Raw genomic sequence first — 17,780 nt, 5'->3', positions numbered from 1 at the left:
CCCCGAAAACCACGCCATATGCCTCGGCAGGACGAATTATCAAACGGTCTCTAAGCGCTGGCCTTGTCGAGTTCGGCGATATCCTCGGCGCTGAGCTTCAGGGAAGCCGCCTTGACCAGGCTGTCCACCTGATCGAGGCGGGTCGCGCTGGCAATCGGGGCGGTGACGCCCGGCCTTGCGATCGTCCAGGCAAGCGCCACTTCAGCCTGCGTGGCGGAATGCCGGGCCGACACCGCGTCGAGCGCCGCCAGGATGCGCATGCCGCGCGGATTGAGGTATTCCTGCACGCCGCCGCCGCGCGGGCTTTTGTCGAGGTCGGCCTTGCTGCGGTACTTGCCGGATAAAAAGCCCTTGGCCAAGCCGTAATAGGTGATGACGCCGAGATTTTCCGTCATGCAGAGGTTGCGCAGCGGCCCGTCATAATCGTCGCGGTCGTAGAGGTTATAGCCGGGCTGGAGCACCTCGTAGCGCGGCAGGTCGCGCAGCCTCGCCACGTCGAGGGCGGCCCGCATCTGCCCGGCATCGAGGTTGGACGCTCCGATGAAGCGGACTTTACCCTTGGCGATCAGCTTCTGGTAGGCGCCGAGCGTTTCCTCGTGCGGCACGGTCGGGTCCGGCCAGTGCGAGAAATAGAGATCGACGGTATCCGTCTGCAACCGCTTCAGCGAAGCGTCGATGGCCTTTTCGATATGCGGCGCGGAGAGATCCTTCTTGCCCTGGCCCATGTCCGAGCCGACCTTGGTGATGAGCACGATCTGGTCGCGGTTCTTCCGCTCCTTCATCCACTTGCCGATGATCGTTTCGGACTCACCGCCCGAATGGCCCGGCACCCAGCGCGAATAGGCGTCGGCGGTGTCGATGGCGTTCAGGCCCGCACCGACGAAGCGGTCGAGCAGGTCGAACGAGGTTTTCTCGTCGGCTGTCCAGCCAAGGACGTTGCCGCCGAAAACCAGCGGGGCGATGGTGAGGTCGGTCCGACCGAGGCGGCGTTTCTGCAAGAAATCTCTCCGTTTTGGTGGCATGCAAGGCAGCGAAATGGTTCACATCTAGGTTCGGCAGGCCCGGACTCAAGGTGCCCGCAGGGGGTTTAGCAGGTGCGCGCGGCCCGGCCGTTCACGGTGGCGTGATGCGGCCGGCGACGTCCTCCAGCCAACGGTCGCGGATGCCCAGCGCCTGCAAATGCTCGATGGTGCTGAGCACATAGGCTTCGTTATGGCCAGACTGGCCGACGGCGCCGGTTACCATCGCTGCCGCGTCGGCGGCGTCGAGCGAACCGGCATATTGCTCATGCCCGCGATCGGCGACGTAGGCGGTCGCTTCCACGCTTTCTCCGCTTTCCAGGCGAAGCGGCAGGGTGCGTTCGAGATAGACACCGGTGACCTGTTCGCGCTCGCGCAGATAGGTGATGACTTCCTCGCGCGAATCACCCGCAACCCGAAAAGCCATGCCGACGCAGGAGCCGCCACGGTTGAGCCCCAGCACCAAGCCTGGCCGCGCGGGCGTGCCGCGATGCACGAAGGAATAGATGCAAAGCGCCCGGCGGTAGCCGAAAAGCCGCGCCCGCCTGGCCTCGCTATGGGCAAAACCCGGCCGCCACATCAGCGAGCCATAGCCAAAAACCCAAAAATCGCCCATATCGCCAAGCCTATTGCATAAAGCGGCGGTGTCGCGCCAAAACAAGCCGTTGTCCAGCCGGTTCGATCTAAACAGACCCTAAGTCGAGAAACGTTGTTCCAACCCCTCGAGCCCAGCGAGAAGCCCCAGCATGCCCTTGAACGACCAGAAAAAGCCGAAAAAACGCCGTTTCCTGTGGCTCGCGCTGATCGTTATCGTCTTGTTCGGCGCCTATAGCGCGGGCTGGTTCTACTATGCGGATCGCGTGCGCGGCGAAGTCGGCTCCGTCATCGCCGCCGTCAACGCCGCTGGCGCAAACGCGGATTGCGCTAATCTGACCGTCAGCGGCTATCCGCTTCGCTTTGTCGTTTCCTGCGACAACATGGCGTATGAGGACGACACCCGCAAGATCGCCGCCTCGACCGGCAGGATCGACGCGATGGCGCAACTCTTCAGGCCGCTGTCGCCGGCTGCCGACATTGTCGGCCCGCTGCGTACGTCAGCGCCCGGCATGACGCCGCTGTGGCTCGACTGGGACAAGATGCGCGTCGTTGCAAACCTTTCCCTTTCGGCGACGGCGGGCGTCTCGTTGCAGGGCGAAGGCGTATCCGGCCAGACCGATCCGCAGGACGATACCGATCCGGTTCAGTTGTTCAGCGCGGCCAAGGCCGACGCGAAGTTGCGGCCCAGCGGTCAGGACGTCAATGCGGGGTTCAGCTTCAACGATTTGCAAGTGGATGCCGAGGCCATCGACGGGCGCGTATTGCCACCGCTCGACGGGACCGGTTTCGCAACGGTGAAGAACGGGGTGGCGCTGCTGGCCTCGCAATCTCGAAGCCTGCGCGGCCAAGCGATCGACATCGTGCAACTCGACCTGTCGTCGGGCACGGCGGGCATCTCGGTTTCCGGGCCTATCTCGGTCGATGCGGACGGGCTGATCGACGCCAGCCTCATGATCAAGCTTCAGGACCCGAATGCGACGGCGACCATCCTGGCAACCGCCATTCCCGAACAGCAACGCAAAATCCAGCAGGGTTTTGCTGCGCTGTCGCTGCTGGGCAACGAACCGGCCATGCCCTTGAAGATCGTCAAAGGCAAGGCGTCGTTGGGGTTCATCCCGCTGGGACAGATCAAGCCGGTGGAGTAGGGGGTTAGGGCAGTAGGGTTGCGGAAGTCGGAACTCCCGTCAATGCTACTCCCTACTCCCTACTCCCTACTCCCTACTCCCTACTCCCTTATTTCTGCCGCCCGAAGTCCGGCGCGGCGGTATCCTGGCCGGCCTCGATGATGGAGCGGCGCACGGCGCGGGTGCGGGTGAACAGGTCGAACAGCTTGTCGCCGTCGCCCCAGCGGATCGCGCGCTGAAGCGAGGCGAGGTCTTCCGAAAAGCGCGCCAGCATTTCAAGGATCGCGTCCTTGTTGTGCAGGCATACGTCGCGCCACATGGTCGGGTCGGACGCCGCCAGGCGGGTGAAGTCGCGAAAGCCGGAAGCCGAGTATTTGATGACTTCCGACTTGGTCACCGATTGCAGGTCGTCGGCGGTGCCGACGATGTTGTAGGCGATGATGTGCGGCAGGTGCGAGACGATGGCCAGCGTCATGTCATGATGTGCGGGGTCCATCGTGTCGATATTGGCGCCGCAGCGCCGCCAGAATTCCGACAGTTTTTCCAGCGCCGCCGGGTCGGTATCGGGCAGCGGCGTGAAGATGCACCAGCGGTTTTCGAACAATTCGGCAAAGCCGGCGTCGGGGCCTGACTTTTCCGTGCCGGCCAGCGGGTGGCCGGGAATGAAATGCACCCCTTCGGGGACATAAGGTTGCATCTGCGCGATGACGGAAGCCTTGGTCGAGCCGACGTCGGTGAGGATCGCGCCCGCTTTCAGCGCCGGGGCAATCTCCCTGGCGACGGCTTCCGACGAGCCGACCGGCACCGAGACGATGACCAGATCGGCGTCGCGAACGGCTTCCGCCGCGTCCGTCGAGTAGCTGTCGCCAAGACCGAGTTCCTCGGCTCGCTTCAGGGTGTTTGCGCTGCGGGTGGAAATGGCGACATGGCCGGCCAGCCCTTCGCGGGCGATGACACGCGCCAGCGACGAGCCGATCAGGCCGATGCCGACCAGGGCGATCTTTTCAAACAGGGGTTCGGGCATTGCTTCAACTTTTCAGGAATTCCGTGAGTGCGGCGACTACGCCGCGATTGGCGTCTTCGGTTCCGACCGTCATCCGCAGCGCGTTGGGAAAACCGTAGCCGGCAACGCGCCGCAGAATATAGCCTCGAGCCGTCAGATAGCCGTCGGCGTCCGCCGCCGAATGCCGCGCCTCATCGGGGAAATGGATCAGGATGAAATTGCCGACGCTGGGCGTTATGCGCAGGCCGAGTTTCGTCAGTTCTTCCGTCAGCCAGTTCAGCCATGTCTCGTTGTGCGAAACCGTGCGCTCGACATGGGCACGGTCGCGCATGGCCGCGATGCCGGCCTCGATGGCGGTCGCGTTGACGTTGAAAGGCCCGCGAATGCGGTTGAGCGTATCAATGATGTGGGCCGGCGCATACATCCAGCCGATGCGCGCGCCGCCAAGGCCATGGATTTTCGAGAAGGTGCGGGTCATGACGACGTTTTGCGAGCCGGCCACTAGCTCGACGCCGGCCTCGTAGTCGTTGCGGCGGACATATTCGGCATAGGCCGCATCGAGCACCAAAAGCACGGTCTTCGGCAGGCCGGCATGCAGGCGGCGCACCTCCTCGAACGGCAAATAGGTGCCGGTCGGGTTGTTGGGATTGGCCAGGAAAACGATTTTTGTCCTGGGCGTTACCGCCGCCAGAATGGCGTCGACATCGGCGCGCTCGTCGGCTTCCTTGACGGATACGGGCGTTGCCCCCGCACTTTGCGTCGATATCCTGTAGACCAGAAAGCCGTGCTCGGTGAAAATCGCCTCGTCGCCGGGCGACAGATAGGCTTGCGACAACAGCCCCAGCACCTCGTCCGAACCGTTCGAGCAGATGATGTTCGCCGGGTTGAGGCCGTGAACTTCGGCAATCGCCTCACGCAGTCGCGTGGTGGACCCATCGGGATAGAATTCGAGGTGGCCGGCCACGTCGCGTGCGGCCTTGATCGCCTTGTGCGAAGCGCCCAGCGGGTTCTCGTTGGAGGAGAGCTTGTAGAGCTTTACGCCGGCAGGTGCGGCGCTCTTGCCCGGCACATAGGCCTCGATGTCCATGATACCGGCACGCGGCGTCGGGCGGTCGTTCTGGGAAGGTGCGGACATCGGGTGGTTCCGTTCAGATGATGCGGTTGCGGCATACAGGCCGCACCCGCGCTTGTCGAGAGAACCGTTGACGCACAGCGCCTGCAGTTCTAGAAGAATAGCCGTTCCGTGGTGATTTGGCCGGTCGGCTTGCAGCCACGTTAAATAACTCGCTAAATGACCGTTGCTGGCAAACTCGTTCAGACCGGTCGTGATTTCGCCGCCGGTTTTTGTTTGGAGTCTGCCAGATGCCGATCAAGATCCCCGATCAACTTCCCGCCCACGAAGTGCTTGTGCGCGAGGGCGTGTCCGTGATGGACGAGAAGACGGCGCGGCGTCAGGACATCCGCCCGCTGCAGATCGCGCTGCTAAACCTCATGCCCAACAAGATCCGCACGGAGACGCAGATCGCGCGCTTGATCGGGGCGACACCGCTTCAGGTCGAGCTGACGCTGGTGCGCATCGGCAATCACAAGGCCAAGCACACGCCCGAAGAGCACCTGATCTCCTTCTACCAGACTTGGGAGGAGGTAAAGCACCGCAAATTCGACGGCTTCATCGTCACCGGCGCGCCCATCGAGCTTTTGCCCTTCGAGGAAGTCACCTACTGGCGCGAACTCGAGCGCATCTTCGATTGGACGACCACCAACGTCCATTCCCCGTTCTTCATCTGCTGGGGGGCGATGGCGGCGGCCTGGCATTTCCACCGCATTCCGAAATACACGCTGGACAAGAAGGCCTTCGGCGTCTTCCGGCACCGCAACAATGCGCCCGCCTCGCCCTATCTTTCAGGCTTTTCAGACGATTTCGCCATTCCGGTTTCACGCTGGACGGAGGTGCGCCGCGCCGATATCCGGCCCGAGACCGGGCTCGACCTTTTGATGGAATCGGACGTGACCGGCCCCTGCCTGCTGGCCGGGGAAACCGGTAACCGGCTCTACATGTTCAACCATATCGAATACGATTCCACCTCGCTCAAGGACGAGTACGACCGCGACGTAGCCACCGGCGTAGAGGTCGAGGTTCCGCATGGATACTACCCCGACAACGATCCGTCCCGGCCGCCGCTCAACCGCTGGCGCTCGCACGCCCATCTGTTGTTCGGCAACTGGATCAACCAGGTCTATCAGACGACGTCGTTCAACTTGGAGGATGTCGGCGTACGTCCGCGGACCTGAGCGGGCGGCGGTTCCATCGCCCCGGCGCGCAGCTTGGGAGGCTTCAGGGCGGGGGCTGTGGCGTCCTTCACGATGGTCAGCGTCTTGTGGAAGAATTTTCTGTCGGGCAGCGCCCGGCCGATTGCCAGGATCGCGGTGCCTTCGAGCCGCTTTGAAAACAGCGCCAGCACACGCTTCAGCGTGTCGGTATCGAGGGTGTCGAGAACTTCGTCGATGACGACAAAGCGGGGCCGCCGCACCGCCACGGCGGCCAGCGCCAACAGGCGCTGCTCGTCCTCGTTCAGTTCGTGTTCCCAGCCCGCGCGGTCGAGCAAACCGGACAGGCGCTTGAGGCCTATCTCGGTCAGCACGGTTTCCAGCTCGGCATCGGTCGGCTTGTCGCCGCCCGCCGGCTGGCCCAGCACCTCGCGCAAATTGCCCGGCGCGAAATAGGGCGTGCGCGGGACAAGCACCGGCACTTCGCCTTTGGGCAGGCCGATGCGGCCGCCGCCCCCATGGCCACAGGCCGGCGATGGCGCGGAAGAACAGCGTCTTGCCGGCCCCCGGATCGCCGGTAAACAGGACATGCTCGCCGGCCGCGATCTCGACATGCGGTTTGGTCAGCCGCGTGCAGCCGTCCGCGGATTTGACCTCCAGGGCGTCGAACGTCATCGCATCGTTTTCGTTTTCAGCGATTTCGATGCGCTTTTCGGTGCCGTGCAGCACGTCCGTCTCGACCAGCGCCAGCCGGAAATCGGCAACGCGCATCAGTGTCGCGCGCCAGTCGGCAATGCCGCCGATATTGTTGATGAACCAGCGCAGCGAGGAATGCACCTGATTGAAAGCGCCGACCGCCATCATCAGCCCGCCGAACGAAATATCGCCGGCGAAATAGACCGGGGAGGCAACGAGGATCGGCGCAACGACCGTGATCCAGCCATAGGTGTCGGTAACCCAGGCAAGGTTGATCTGCGTGGTGTAGATGCGCCGGATGGCGCCGAGCAGCGTGGCGAGGTCGAGTTGCAGCCGTCGCTTTTCGCCGGGTTCGCCGCGGGCCAGCGCGATGGCGTCGATATGCTCGTTGGCCCGCATCATCGAGAAGCGCAAATCCGCCTCGCGGGCATAATGCTCGCTGTTTTGCTGGATCAGCGGTCGCCCGACCAGCCAGCTCAGCCATGAGGCCGAGCCGGCATAGAGCATCGCCGCCCACACCATGTAGCCGGGGATGGCCAGCGAGCGGCCGTCGAAATGGAACACGAAGCCTGAAGAGAGCGTCCACAGCACGCCGACAAAGGCGGCAAGCAGGATGAGCGACTGGAACAGGCCGACGCCGAGGCCGGTCGTCAGGTCGGCGAGGTGGCCGGCATCCTCCTGCATGCGCTGGTCCGGATTGACGCCGATGGCTCCCGCCTTGGCAACCAGGAAGGCGCGGTTGGGCCGCATCCACTGGTCGATCAGGTCGAGCGTCAGCGCCTCGCGCAGCCGCAGCCGGATCATCTGGTTCAGCCAGGTCTGGGCGACATTGAGGAAAAGCAGCCCGCCGGCTATTTCGGCAAAGACGACAAGCTGATGCAGGAAGCCGGCCAGATCGCGCCGCTGCAGCGCGTCATAGAAGGGCTGGTTCCAGCGGTTGAGCAATACTTGGCCACCGGCAATGGCCATGATGACGGCGACGATCCCGGCACAGTACAGCAGAAGCTTGCGCCGCACCGGCGAACCGGCCAGCGCCTGGCGAACCGTCGCGATCTGGTCGCGCAGGCTGCTGGCCTGCACGCTGTCCGGTGCCGCCGGGCCGGCGGGATTGTCTGCGTCCTCGTGATCCGCCATCGAAGATGTCCTTGCACCACAAGCGGTAGCCGAAGTCGGCCACGGCGCAAACAGCTATCAAACTAGCGCGCTACGGCGAAGGCGGCGGGCGATCACGAATGCGTAGGAGCGGCGGATCATACTTACTGTCGCGGGCTTGTGCGCCTGCCCATGCCGGCTACGCCCCTGCCCGTAACGCCATGCGGCGACAGCACCGGCACGAAGACGCGGCGCGACGCCCGCTGTGCGACGGGTACGCCCTGATAGAGCCGCTTCTGCGCCTCGACGATGATCACGCCCGAGAATATCGGCCACAGCCGCCGGCCCATGCGCTCCAGCAGCGCATGGAAGCGCATCAGGAAGCGGCGCTGCGACGGCGGAAACAGCAGCGCGTCGGTCCAGGCCGCCGGGGTGAAATTGGCTTCGCGCAGCAGTTCGGTCAACTGCCCACGCGAAAAGGGTCGTCCGACACCGAACGGCGTATGCTCGAAGCGCGCCCACACGCCGCGCCGGTTGGGCACGACGATGACGACGCGGCCGCCGGGCGACAGCACGCGCCAGATCTCGTTCAACGTTTCGCGCGGGTTTTCGGCATGCTCCAGCGCGTGGACCAGGAGCATCCGGTCGATCGAGGAATCGACCAGCGGTAATTCCTCGTCGAACACCAGCGCGGTCGCGATCGGTCCGCTTGCCGGCCAGACCACGGCCCCTTGCGTTGCCGGCATGAAGGCGAAGACACGTTCGGCATCGGCGCCGAACCGTTCCAGCCAGGGCAGCGCGTAGCCGAGGCCGACCAGCCTTTCGTTGGGGACGGCTGTCCACAGGGAAGAAAGCGCCATGCCGATCGAGTGCTCGGTCAGGCGTCCGAGCTGGCTGGCGTAAAAGGAGCGAAGATCGACGATGTCGGAATGCATGATACCGCCTGTTGAGAACGGCGGACGGTAGCCGCGATGCGGGGCGAGTTCAACAAAGCCTGTTGTACGGGATGACTTATGTGCCCCGGCACCCTATGTCTGCACCGTTCACAGGAGATTTTATAGATGACCATCCAGATCGACCAGTTCATGTGCCACGAGGACAATTTCGGCGTGTTGATCCATGACGCGAAAAGTGGCCAGACGGCGCTGATCGATGCGCCGCAGGAAGCGCCGGTCCTTGCCGCGATCGAGCGCACTGGCTGGATGCCGGCGATGATCCTGACCACGCATCACCATGTCGACCATGTCGAGGCCAATCTGGCGCTGAAAGATCGCTTCAAGCTGCGCATTGTTGGCCCCGAGGCGGAAAAGGCCAAGATTCCCGGCATTGACGAGACCGTCGAGCAGGGATCGGTGGTGCCGTTCGGCGACGAGAAGGTCGAGGTGATCTTTACGCCCGGCCATACGGCGGGCCACGTCTCCTACCATTTTCCGCAGTCGAAGGTGTTGTTCGCGGCCGACACGCTGTTTGCTCTGGGCTGCGGGCGGTTGCTCGAATGCCCGCCGCCGGTGATGTTCGAATCACTGAAGAAGCTGGCTGTCCTGCCGCCCGAAACGGCGGTCTATTGCGGCCATGAATACACGCTTTCCAACGCGAAGTTCGCGCTGACCATCGATCCGACCAACGAGGCGCTTCAGGCGCGGGCGAAAACGATCGAGGCGCTGCGCGCCGAAGGCAAGCCGACGCTGCCCACGACCATCGGCGAGGAACTGGCAACCAACCCGTTCCTGCGCTGGGCCGATCCGGCGATCCGCAAGAATCTAGGCATGGAAAACGCCTCGGATGCCGACGTGTTCGCCGAAATCCGCAAGCGCAAGGATAATTTCTAAGCGGGCAGGGGCTTCATGCCCCGGCTTTGCTGGCAGCGCTTGATTTGCGAAACAGCAGCGATTTCGCCGCCAGCACGGCACCCCCGGTAATGAGCACGCAGGCGGCGAGAATGCGATAGCTGGGTTCGGCAAAGCCTGCAACGATCAGCACCAGCGTCGATAACAGCGGCGCGGCGTAACTGGCCGCGCCCAGCACCTGGATGTTGCCGCGCTTGACGCCGATGTCCCAGGCATAGAACGCCGCTCCTACCGGCATCAGGCCAAGCCCCGCAACCGCAAGCCACTGGCCGGCATTTTCGGGCCACACGGTCTGCTCCAGCGCCAGGTGGCAAAGCAGCGACAGGACGGCGGTGGCCGCGCAGAACCAGGTGACGATACTGGTCGGCACCTCGGCAAAGCGGCGCGATAAAAGCGAATAGGACGCCCACAGCACCGCGCAGACGGCGGCCATCGCATAGCCGAAAACATAACGCGAATCGAAGGCGAGGCCGCCGCCCTTGGTGACGATCAGCATAGTGCCGGCCAGACCCAGCAGCGCGCCGGCGACATGGTTCCAGGCAAGTTTTTCGCCCGGCATCAGCGCCGAACCGAGCACGATCAGCAGCGGCCAGAGATAGGCGATCAGGCTTGCCTCGACCGCCGGCGCGTTGCGCAGCGCGGTAAAATAGAAGAAATGATAGCCGAACAGCCCGGCAATGCCGATGACCCACACCACCGGCGGTATTTTATCGCCGTGCCGGGCCGCCGGCATGAACAGGCGCGCGACAAGGCCGACGCCGGTGCCGAGGGTGAAGGTCAGCGCGGAAAGCTGGAACGGCGGCATGGTGCCGGACGCGTCGGTCAACAGCGCCAGCAGCGCCCACATGGCTACCGCCGAAAAGCCGATCAATGTCGCTCGCGCCATGCCTCATCCCTGGCGCATCGCGCCGCAGCCTAATTTATTGCCTCGAAACGCCGCGCGCGGACGGTGATTGGACCGATTTCCGTGCCGACCGTGGCGTAGATCGGCGCATATATGCCGGTTTGGCCGATCGGCGCAAACGTCACCTTGATGCGGCTTTTCTTGCGGAGGAATTCCAGCGCCTTGCGGCCCTTGCGATAACCGGACATCGGCTCGAAATTAAGCCGGCAGGTGACCGTCGGTCCCTCATAGCCCTCCACGGCTATCGAGCCTTTCTCGACAAAAGCGAGGTTGAGGTTGGCGCGCATTTCGCCGTCATACAATTTCACCGTGCGGCCGCATACCTTGTCGGGGCTGTCGGCGCGGATGACGGTGGCGGCGATCGGGTCGGCGACGCCGGCGAGGTCGCCCGCGTCGAGCGGCAGCCAGTCCGTTCCTCGCTTTTTCGGCGGCGGCAGCACCTTGGTGGAGGCGACCTTGCCCCCGGCAAAGCGGATATCGATCAGCGATACTTTCTTGCCCGACGTATAGTCGGCCCGGAACGTGTCCGGTTCTAGCCCGTCGCCGCGCAGGCTGCCCGACGTCGAGATCGTGCCGTGCGTGTCGTCGAAGATGCGGGCGAGGCCGGCGCTGGAAACGCTGCCGTGGATCGCATAGGTCTCGTTTTCGTAGCGGCTGTCGAAACTTGCCCTTGCCACCGACAGGCCGAGATAGGACACGGTGTAGTCGCCGCGAAACGCCTGTCCTTGCGCGGCATTGCCTGACGAGGGGACGCCGGGCGCGCCGATGGCGGCGAGCGTGATCACAAGCGCGGCGGCAAAGGAGGGGAGGGGATTGCGCATGGGCAGGGATGATCCAAGTAGATACGGAAAGCGTCCCTCTTTCCTGTTAGGCTTGTTGCTTGTCGTGCAATTCCGGCGTTTATATGGAATGACGGTTGGAAGCTTGCGCTTGACGTTCGGCTGAAATCCACTTATGGAACGCCAACTTTTCCATATGGTCGTCCCATCGAGACCGCGTGCAAGCCAGCGCGGTTTCTACGGTTTGGGCGACAAGAACTGAAGGTAGCACCCATGTCCCGCACCTGCGAACTCACGGCCAAGTCGGTCATGTCCGGCAACAATGTGAGCCACGCCAACAACAAAACCCGGCGCCGGTTCCTGCCGAACCTCGTCAATGTGACGCTGATCTCGGAAGCGCTGAACCAGAACGTGCGCCTGCGCGTTTCGGCGGCGGCGCTGCGCTCGGTCGAGCATCGCGGCGGCCTCGACGCGTTTCTGGCCAAGGCCGACGCGAAGGTGTTGTCGCAGCGCGCGCGCCTGTTGAAGAAGCAGATCGCCAAGAAGATGGCCGATCAGCCGGCTGCTCAGCCGGCTGCTTAAAGTTTCAAGGCGGGGGACAACCGTCTAGAAGCGTGATCCTTTCGGCATTGCGCTTCGCTGGTTCCATTACCCAGGATAAAAAAATGCCTTTTCTCTCCCGATATTTGCCGTTCGTTCTGGCCATGGCGCTTGTCGTCGTGGCGTCGAACATTCTCGTACAGTTTCCGATGCAGGGCACGATCGGCGGCCTGTCGCTGGCCGACATCCTGACCTGGGGCGCGTTCACCTATCCCTTTTCCTTCCTGGTCACGGACCTTGCCAATCGCCGCTACGGCCCGGCCGTGGCGCGAAAAATCGTGTTCGTCGGCTTCATGACGGCAATCGTCTGTTCGATCGTGGTGCCGCCGCTTCTGTTTCGCCATGGCCTGATCGAGTTCGAGACGGCGGCCGACCGGCTGGTACGTATCGCTGCCGCTTCGGGCTGCGCCTTCCTCATCGCCCAGCTTCTCGACGTCACCGTGTTCAACCGCCTGCGCCGGCAAAGCTGGTGGCGCGCGCCCGTTGTCGGCACGCTGACCGGCTCGGTCTTCGATACGATGGTCTTTTTCACCATCGCTTTCTCCGGCGCGTTCGCCTTTGCCGGCCCCAACGACGCCTTTGCGCTGGAGACGGCGCCGCTGATGGGCGTGTTCCCGGTCGAGGCCATGCGTTGGCTGTCCTGGGCGGTGGGCGACCTCTCGGTCAAGCTGATCATCGCCGTGTTCGCGCTGATCCCCTACCGGCTGATTGTCCTGCGCTGGACCCGGCACGCGGTTGCCGCGTGATCCCCTGGGTGCAACTCGATGCCGCGCCGTTGCCGGAAGGCGGCGAGCTTCGCCTGAAGCAGCGCGGCAGCGAATTCTCGATCATGCTAGGCACCAACGAGTTGATGAACAGCCGGCTTTCCGGGTCGGAAGAAGCGCTGGCGTCGCTGACCTGCGAACGGATACGCGGCCGTACCGCGTCAAAAATACTCATCGGCGGGCTGGGCATGGGTTTTACCCTGCGCGCCGCCCTTGCCGCGCTTGGCTCGGATGCCGGTATCACCGTTGCCGAACTGGTGCCGGCAGTCGTCGCCTGGGCGCGCGGCCCGATGACGGCGGTGTTCGGCACCTGCCTTGACGATCCCCGTGTCTCGATCCGCGAAACCGATGTCGGCCTGCTCATCCGCGCCGAACCGGCCGCCTGGGATGTCATCCTGCTCGACGTCGACAATGGCCCCGAAGGCCTGACGCGCGAGGCCAACGATGCGCTCTACGACCCCCGAGGCCTGTCGCAGGCCCATACCGCGCTGAAAGCGGGCGGCGTGCTGGCGGTGTGGTCGTCGGCCCCGAATGCCGGCTTTACCCGGCGTCTGACCCGAACCGGGTTTACCGTCGAGGAGGTCGGCATCAGGGCCAACGGCAAGCGCGGCGCCCGCCACACCATCTGGCTCGCCACCCGGAAAGCCTGATTTTTTTCACTCAAGGGCGGGCGAAAAAACCTCACATATTGTTCAGGTGCAGGATGTTGCCATCCGGGTCCTTGAACCACACCATTTTCATCGCGCCGTCGACGTGGATGTCGCCCTTCAGCCCCATCCCCTCATAATGCTCGAAGGTGACGCCCTTGGCCTGCAGCCCGGCGGTGATCGCCTCGATCTCGTCGCCGACGTCCCAAACCACCGCATTGGCCTTGTTGGTGCCGGCAAAATCGGATCGATAGACGATCAACGAGGTGTCGCCGGTGCGGAACACCAGCACTTCGCCCATGCTGTCGTCGACGATTTCGAGACCGAGTATGTCCTGATAGAAAGCCCGCGCCCTGTCGATGGCGCTGACGGCAACGATAGCGGATGACGATTTGTCCTTCAACATGATGCTTCCTTTCCGGAAAACCCCTGCCCGGTGAAACGGCATTTCTTCCATGGATGATGGCAACGTACCGATGGCTGCTTCGTTGCAAGGACGTGCGGGCAGCGGCGGTCCCGACATTTTTCCGCTCATACGCTGCTGAACGTGTTTTCCCGTTGCCACGCCCTGCATTCGCAGTCTGGCCATTTCAAAGAACGCTGCCTTTTGGGCAGGTGGGAAGCGCGACGCGAGGCCGTGCCTTCGATAATTTGATACATGGCGCGAACCTCGCGTCACGCCGGCGTTTTCCGTTTCCGTCCGATCCGCTACACCGTCCGGCATTTGCGCCTTTCGGTTTGTGTGCTCGCTCCAGCACGCACGGGCCATAGTACCCGCGGGTGACCCTCTGGACGAAACCTCCCCGGGCAACAGGCACGTTTCCCTGCCGCCGGAGGCGCCGGTTTCTCCCCACACGTTCACCGTCGCGACCGGTGTTCCCATGGGAGAAACTGCGAGGGATTATGCGGGAAGGCGGGGAGGGTGTGGACAAGTTTATTTTCGAAGGCGCGCTTCGTCCAGCACCCCTCATCCGACCCTTCGGGCCACCTTCTCCCACAAGGGGAGAAGGGAAAGCCGGCGCTGCATTTGCCTTCTCCCCTTGTGGGAGAAGGTGGATCGCCGCGTAGCGGCGAGACGGATGAGGGGTGCTGGACGGAGCGCGACAAAAGCCGGGCTTGCCGTCTCAATCCTCGTGCAAAATGAATTCCAGATACAGATTGCGCTCGAGGATGGAGTGGTTGTCGTCGGAGATCAGCGACACCATCAGGACGCCGTCGTCTCGTTTCCACACATCCAGCCCTTCCATGTTGTCGATCTGGTAGCTCATGTCGGCTTGCATCAGCACCGGCCCGTCGGCCACGGCCCCCTTGGCAATGCTGTCGCCATGGATGCGCCGTAGCCGCATTCGGATGCCCGTTGCCATGGAGAAGCTGCGCTCCAGCAAAAGCAGGTCGCCGTCCGGCAGGAAAGCGCCGTCGGTGATGTCGAACACGCCGTCGCGCCTGACCGTGAAGATGCCTTTGCGCGGCCCTTCCAGGATGGCGGCGAAGACGTTGCCATCTTTGTCCAGGCTCTTTTCGGAGACGATGACCAGGCTGCCCTCAAGCGTCCCGCCGGGGTTGGAATTGGTGACGGTTTCGAAACCGCGATTCTGGCGCAGTTCTTTCTTCGGCACCAGAAAGTCCATTTGCCGAAATGGCGCTTTCATCGCTTCCGGATCGATCCTGAACTGGGCGATACGGTGGTTGCGCTCGAAGCCGACCGTGGCGACATCGTCCCGCACGGCAAGGCCCTCGGCGTCGACCTCCCATTTCCGGTCGATCGGCTGGCCGGCCTCGTCGACCATTTGCAGCATGCGAAAATTCTGGACAGCCATTGGGCGTCTGTCGGCGTCGCGGGCAATCGTTCCGAAGAACCAGAAGCCGGTGTCGGCCACGCCGATGAAATCGCCGCCGGCTTTCAGGAACCGGAAGGCCGACAGGCCGCCGAAATCGCGGTCGTAAGAGGTCATTTCCAGCCCGCCGACGAATTCGAGCGGCCCGAAATTCTTTTCGGCGCTTCCTATCCGGAATTGCGTGATCGGCCGGACGGAAATCTCGATCGGTTCGGTTGGCAGGCGTTCAGAGGCGAGGGTGAGATTCGGGTGAGCGAGGGCTAGGAAAAGTACGGCGCGACAGAGCGCGACATTAAGGAATTTTATAAGCTGCCTCGATCGCGAGAACGGCCGCCCTATCATCCGGCGCGCCGCCGGCCGCCGCTGCCATGGCGGTCGCGGGTGCTCTCCTCCTCGAAGAGCGAGGCGAGTTGCTCGGTCATCGCGCCGGCTAGTTCCTCGGCGTCGACGATGGTGACGGCGCGGCGGTAGTAGCGGGTGACGTCGTGGCCGATGCCGATGGCCAACAGTTCCACCGGCGAGCGCGTCTCGATCAGGTCGATGACGGCGCGCAGATGGCGCTCCAGATAATTGCCCGGATTGACCGACAGCGTCGAATCGTCGACCGGCGCGCCATCCGAGATCATCATCAGGATCTTGCGCTGTTCGGGCCGCGCCATGAGGCGCTGGTGCGCCCACAGCAAGGCTTCGCCGTCGATATTTTCCTTGAGCAGGCCCTCGCGCATCATCAGGCCGAGATTGCGCCGCGCGCGCCGCCATGGATGGTCGGCTGATTTGTAGATGATGTGGCGCAGATCGTTGAGGCGGCCGGGCGCCGGCGGTTTGCCGTCCTTCAGCCATTTTTCCCGCGCCTGTCCGCCTTTCCACGCACGCGTGGTGAAGCCGAGGATTTCGACCGAAACGCCGCAGCGTTCCAGCGTGCGCGCCAATATGTCGGCGCAGGTGGCGGCAACCGTGATCGGACGGCCGCGCATGGAACCGGAATTGTCGAGCACCAGCGTCACCACCGTGTCGCGGAACTTGGTGTCGCGCTCCTGCTTGAACGATAGCGGCTGCATCGGGTCGATGACGACGCGCACGAGGCGGGCCGGATCGAGATAGCCTTCTTCTAGGTCGAAGTCCCAGGAGCGGTTCTGCTGCGCCATCAGGCGGCGCTGCAGGCGGTTGGCGAGCCGCCCGACCACGCCGGACAGGTTGGAAAGCTGCTTGTCGAGGAAGGCGCGCAGCCGGTCGAGTTCCTCCTCGTCGCAAAGCTCCTCGGCCCCGACCGTCTCGTCGAAGGCGGTGGTGAAGATCTTGTAGTCGATTTCCTTGGGCAGATTGGCGAAGGGATTGTCGTTGCGCTTGGCCTCGCCGGGCGTCTCGGCATCCGCGTCGTCGGAATCGGAATCGTCGTCCGCGGTTTCGTCGGAGGCTTCTGTTTCGGCCGACTGTTCCTCGTCGGAGGAGGCTTCCGAATCATCCTGCTGGGACTGGTCGGAGCCGGAATCGTCCTCGCCGCCGTCCTCGCTCTGCTCCTCGCCCTGCGGCTGGTTGTCGTCGTCCTGGTCCTCATTGTCTTCCGTCTCGTCGTCGTCGCCCAGTTCCTCGGCCATTTCCATGGAAGCGAGCATGTCGCGCACGACGCGGGCGAAAGCCTGCTGGTCGCCAAGCTTGTCGGACAGGCCCTCCAGCCCGGCGCCGGCTTTCTGCTCGACCCAGGGACGCCACAGGTCGACCAGCTTCCCGGCACTCTTTGGCGGGGCGCGGCCGGTCAGTTTCTCGCGCACCATCAGCGCCAGCGCTTCCTCGATCGGCGCTTCGGCCCTGTCGGAAACCTCGGCCAGATTGGCCTTGGCGTATTTGTCCTCCAGCATGGTGCCGATATTGTCGGCGACACCGGCCATTATGCGCGAGCCGATGGCCTCGACGCGGGCCTGCTCGATGGCGTCGAACACGGCGCGGGCCTGCTTGCCCTCGGGCGCCAGCTTGGTGTGGATGCGCTGGTCGTGGCAGGCCCGCTTCAGCGCCATGGAATCGCCAAGGCCGCGGGTGACGGCGATGTCGGTGCGGGTGGGCTTCTTGGCCAATTCAGGCAGGCGCGCGCGGTTGCCGGCCAGCGCCGGCTTGTCCTTGGCGAAGGCGATCTCCATTTCCTTGTCGCCGGAAATGGCGCGCATGCAGACGGTGATCGCGCGCTTGAAGCTGTCCGCCTCGGAGCCCGTTTTCGATTTGTTGCGTGTGTTGTCGCCTGGACCCGCCATATGCCTGCCTGTCAGCGCGAGCGCCCGTCATAACGGTGCGGCGTGAGCGCATCGAGGTCCACGCCCTCGAGGCAACGGACGTTGACCGCCACGGTTGGCGTGCCGTCGGGCGCTGTTGCGCGCGCGAAGGATTCCATGCCGCAGGCCGCACAGAACAGATGCGCGATCGCTTTCGAGTTGAAGCGGTATTCGCTCAAGGCCTCCGCGCCCTTTTCAAGCGTGAAGCTGGATTCGGGCGTGAAGGCCAGAATGCTGCCGCGCTGGGAGCAGTAGGAACAGTTGCAGGTGATCGGGTTGGACAGGTCCACCTCGACTTTGAAATGCACCGTTCCGCAATGGCATCCGCCCTGATAGGCCATGTC

17 protein-coding genes, 1 pseudogene and 1 riboswitch are annotated in these 17,780 nt (G+C 63.6%); of the genes and pseudogenes, 6 read left to right on the top strand and 12 right to left on the bottom strand.

Annotation, left to right across the window (positions count from 1 at the left end; all coding sequences use genetic code 11):
• Positions 1-50 precede the first annotated feature (50 nt).
• Together ACX3P0_RS09925 and ACX3P0_RS09920 are read right to left on the bottom strand one after the other, a co-directional pair.
• A complete protein-coding gene (locus ACX3P0_RS09925; protein ID WP_459088077.1) occupies positions 51-998 on the bottom strand; it encodes an aldo/keto reductase in 948 nt (315 codons plus the stop codon).
• Between the two features lie 115 nt (positions 999-1,113).
• A complete protein-coding gene (locus tag ACX3P0_RS09920; protein ID WP_459088076.1) occupies positions 1,114-1,635 on the bottom strand; it encodes a gamma-glutamylcyclotransferase in 522 nt (173 codons plus the stop codon).
• Positions 1,636-1,765: 130 nt separating this feature from the next.
• Here ACX3P0_RS09920 and ACX3P0_RS09915 point away from each other — a divergent pair, with 130 nt between their 5' ends.
• A complete protein-coding gene (locus tag ACX3P0_RS09915) occupies positions 1,766-2,761 on the top strand; it encodes a DUF2125 domain-containing protein (protein ID WP_459088075.1) in 996 nt (331 codons plus the stop codon).
• Positions 2,762-2,849: 88 nt separating this feature from the next.
• Here the strand turns inward: ACX3P0_RS09915 and ACX3P0_RS09910 are convergent, their stop codons facing one another.
• Both ACX3P0_RS09910 and hisC read right to left on the bottom strand, forming a co-directional pair.
• On the bottom strand, positions 2,850-3,764 hold the full coding sequence (locus ACX3P0_RS09910; RefSeq protein ID WP_459088074.1) for a prephenate/arogenate dehydrogenase family protein: 915 nt from the start codon (positions 3,762-3,764) through the stop codon (positions 2,850-2,852).
• Between the two features lie 4 nt (positions 3,765-3,768).
• Entirely contained in the window at positions 3,769-4,878 is a 1,110-nt protein-coding gene (gene hisC / locus ACX3P0_RS09905) for a histidinol-phosphate transaminase (RefSeq protein WP_459088073.1), read from the bottom strand.
• A 98-nt stretch (positions 4,879-4,976) separates the two neighbouring features.
• Positions 4,977-5,054: riboswitch (SAM riboswitch) on the top strand.
• Between the two features lie 51 nt (positions 5,055-5,105).
• On the opposite strand from hisC, the gene metA reads away from it, so the two are divergent.
• Positions 5,106-6,035 (top strand): homoserine O-acetyltransferase MetA, encoded by a 930-nt coding sequence (gene metA / locus ACX3P0_RS09900; protein WP_459088072.1) that lies wholly within the window; start codon positions 5,106-5,108, stop codon positions 6,033-6,035.
• Here metA and ACX3P0_RS09895 read toward each other — a convergent pair.
• Positions 5,984-7,841 (bottom strand): annotated as a pseudogene (locus ACX3P0_RS09895) (ABC transporter ATP-binding protein/permease). The gene metA and the pseudogene ACX3P0_RS09895 overlap by 52 nt on opposite strands.
• A gap of 122 nt (positions 7,842-7,963) precedes the next feature.
• Positions 7,964-8,734, bottom strand: a complete 771-nt coding sequence (locus ACX3P0_RS09890) for a class I SAM-dependent methyltransferase (protein ID WP_459088071.1) — start codon at positions 8,732-8,734, stop codon at positions 7,964-7,966.
• A 126-nt stretch (positions 8,735-8,860) separates the two neighbouring features.
• On the opposite strand from ACX3P0_RS09890, the gene gloB reads away from it, so the two are divergent.
• A complete protein-coding gene (gene gloB, locus ACX3P0_RS09885; RefSeq protein WP_459088070.1) occupies positions 8,861-9,628 on the top strand; it encodes a hydroxyacylglutathione hydrolase in 768 nt (255 codons plus the stop codon).
• A gap of 13 nt (positions 9,629-9,641) precedes the next feature.
• On the opposite strand, the gene yddG is transcribed toward gloB, so the two are convergent.
• A complete protein-coding gene (gene yddG, locus ACX3P0_RS09880) occupies positions 9,642-10,532 on the bottom strand; it encodes an aromatic amino acid exporter YddG (protein WP_459088069.1) in 891 nt (296 codons plus the stop codon).
• A 29-nt stretch (positions 10,533-10,561) separates the two neighbouring features.
• Complete coding sequence (locus tag ACX3P0_RS09875) at positions 10,562-11,371, bottom strand: DUF3108 domain-containing protein (protein WP_459078991.1); 810 nt, start codon at positions 11,369-11,371, stop codon at positions 10,562-10,564.
• 231 nt (positions 11,372-11,602) lie between these two features.
• On the opposite strand from ACX3P0_RS09875, the gene rpmB reads away from it, so the two are divergent.
• The 3 genes from rpmB to ACX3P0_RS09860 all read left to right on the top strand — a co-directional run bounded on the left by rpmB (position 11,603) and on the right by ACX3P0_RS09860 (position 13,343).
• On the top strand, positions 11,603-11,911 hold the full coding sequence (gene rpmB, locus ACX3P0_RS09870; protein WP_459078992.1) for a 50S ribosomal protein L28: 309 nt from the start codon (positions 11,603-11,605) through the stop codon (positions 11,909-11,911).
• Between the two features lie 83 nt (positions 11,912-11,994).
• Entirely contained in the window at positions 11,995-12,675 is a 681-nt protein-coding gene (locus ACX3P0_RS09865; protein ID WP_459088068.1) for a queuosine precursor transporter, read from the top strand.
• A complete protein-coding gene (locus tag ACX3P0_RS09860) occupies positions 12,672-13,343 on the top strand; it encodes a polyamine aminopropyltransferase (protein WP_459088067.1) in 672 nt (223 codons plus the stop codon). Before ACX3P0_RS09865 ends, ACX3P0_RS09860 begins: the two co-directional genes overlap by 4 nt.
• 31 nt (positions 13,344-13,374) lie before the next feature.
• Here ACX3P0_RS09860 and ACX3P0_RS09855 read toward each other — a convergent pair whose 3' ends face one another.
• The 4 genes from ACX3P0_RS09855 to ACX3P0_RS09840 form a co-directional block, all read right to left on the bottom strand.
• Complete coding sequence (locus tag ACX3P0_RS09855; RefSeq protein ID WP_459088066.1) at positions 13,375-13,746, bottom strand: VOC family protein; 372 nt, start codon at positions 13,744-13,746, stop codon at positions 13,375-13,377.
• Between the two features lie 718 nt (positions 13,747-14,464).
• Positions 14,465-15,517, bottom strand: a complete 1,053-nt coding sequence (locus ACX3P0_RS09850; protein ID WP_459088065.1) for an esterase-like activity of phytase family protein — start codon at positions 15,515-15,517, stop codon at positions 14,465-14,467.
• On the bottom strand, positions 15,514-17,418 hold the full coding sequence (cobT, locus tag ACX3P0_RS09845) for a cobaltochelatase subunit CobT (RefSeq protein ID WP_459088064.1): 1,905 nt from the start codon (positions 17,416-17,418) through the stop codon (positions 15,514-15,516). Before cobT ends, ACX3P0_RS09850 begins: the two co-directional genes overlap by 4 nt.
• A gap of 11 nt (positions 17,419-17,429) precedes the next feature.
• Complete coding sequence (locus tag ACX3P0_RS09840; protein WP_459088063.1) at positions 17,430-17,777, bottom strand: GFA family protein; 348 nt, start codon at positions 17,775-17,777, stop codon at positions 17,430-17,432.
• Positions 17,778-17,780 lie beyond the last annotated feature (3 nt).

Source organism: Mesorhizobium sp. A556 (genome assembly GCF_054489545.1).
Note: the sequence above shows the minus strand (reverse complement) of the source record. Positions and strands in the feature narration are given on the sequence as shown.

Excerpts from the sequence above, each read along its gene's own strand:
- cobT (WP_459088064.1), bottom strand. The coding sequence starts at position 17,418 with ATGGCGGGTCCAGGCGACAACACACGCAACAAATCGAAAACGGGCTCC.
- ACX3P0_RS09875 (WP_459078991.1), bottom strand. The coding sequence starts at position 11,371 with ATGCGCAATCCCCTCCCCTCCTTTGCCGCCGCGCTTGTGATCACGCTC.
- gloB (WP_459088070.1), top strand. The coding sequence starts at position 8,861 with ATGACCATCCAGATCGACCAGTTCATGTGCCACGAGGACAATTTCGGC.
- ACX3P0_RS09850 (WP_459088065.1), bottom strand. The coding sequence starts at position 15,517 with ATGATAGGGCGGCCGTTCTCGCGATCGAGGCAGCTTATAAAATTCCTT.
- ACX3P0_RS09915 (WP_459088075.1), top strand. The coding sequence starts at position 1,766 with ATGCCCTTGAACGACCAGAAAAAGCCGAAAAAACGCCGTTTCCTGTGG.
- ACX3P0_RS09910 (WP_459088074.1), bottom strand. The coding sequence starts at position 3,764 with ATGCCCGAACCCCTGTTTGAAAAGATCGCCCTGGTCGGCATCGGCCTG.
- ACX3P0_RS09865 (WP_459088068.1), top strand. The coding sequence starts at position 11,995 with ATGCCTTTTCTCTCCCGATATTTGCCGTTCGTTCTGGCCATGGCGCTT.
- yddG (WP_459088069.1), bottom strand. The coding sequence starts at position 10,532 with ATGGCGCGAGCGACATTGATCGGCTTTTCGGCGGTAGCCATGTGGGCG.
- metA (WP_459088072.1), top strand. The coding sequence starts at position 5,106 with ATGCCGATCAAGATCCCCGATCAACTTCCCGCCCACGAAGTGCTTGTG.
- ACX3P0_RS09920 (WP_459088076.1), bottom strand. The coding sequence starts at position 1,635 with ATGGGCGATTTTTGGGTTTTTGGCTATGGCTCGCTGATGTGGCGGCCG.
- ACX3P0_RS09840 (WP_459088063.1), bottom strand. The coding sequence starts at position 17,777 with ATGGCCTATCAGGGCGGATGCCATTGCGGAACGGTGCATTTCAAAGTC.
- ACX3P0_RS09890 (WP_459088071.1), bottom strand. The coding sequence starts at position 8,734 with ATGCATTCCGACATCGTCGATCTTCGCTCCTTTTACGCCAGCCAGCTC.
- rpmB (WP_459078992.1), top strand. The coding sequence starts at position 11,603 with ATGTCCCGCACCTGCGAACTCACGGCCAAGTCGGTCATGTCCGGCAAC.
- hisC (WP_459088073.1), bottom strand. The coding sequence starts at position 4,878 with ATGTCCGCACCTTCCCAGAACGACCGCCCGACGCCGCGTGCCGGTATC.
- ACX3P0_RS09855 (WP_459088066.1), bottom strand. The coding sequence starts at position 13,746 with ATGTTGAAGGACAAATCGTCATCCGCTATCGTTGCCGTCAGCGCCATC.